The following is a 536-nucleotide window of genomic DNA, read 5'->3' on the forward strand; positions in this document are numbered from 1 at the left end:
GGATTCTATCCAGGCGGGGTCACCCGTGCGTATCTACGGATTCGATGGTTCGAGACTGACGACTTCAACATCCACTATTCTGAGCAGTACCAGACTGGGAACTCGTGGGACTGCCGATGGGATCGGCACCCCAATGATCATAACACCCGCAAGCACTTTCATCCGCCCCCAGATACATCGACCCCTGGAGCGGATACCGATTATCCCGACGACTGGCGGGACGTACTCACAACTGTGCTTACTGATCTTGATGACCGGATCGAAGCCTTCTGGGATCAGTGACTATCTGACGAGGAAAAATTGATTCCAGTCTGAGCCGCTGCGCCGCACTCACTTCGTATATAAGTAAAATCTCACACTGTAATAAACTTCAATTGGTGACACCAAGTTATCGATTACAATGAAAACGAAGTCGAACGGTAACTCGGGTGAACGTACGTAGGTTCCGATGTGGAGGATGTTCGCTTAGCTCGTGAGCAGTACGGCAACCCCTCAGTAAATTCTCTACGGTCCACCGCGGGGGGAGGTTGGGGGGC

1 pseudogene is annotated in these 536 nt (G+C 52.2%); it reads left to right on the top strand.

What is annotated here, in order from left to right:
- Positions 1-282: pseudogene (locus EXE45_RS20970) on the top strand (hypothetical protein); the annotation flags it as partial.
- Positions 283-536: the final 254 nt, after the last annotated feature.

The sequence above is a fragment of the Halorubrum sp. SP9 genome (assembly GCF_005435015.1).
GTDB classification, from domain to species: Archaea; Halobacteriota; Halobacteria; order Halobacteriales; family Haloferacaceae; genus Halorubrum; species Halorubrum sodomense.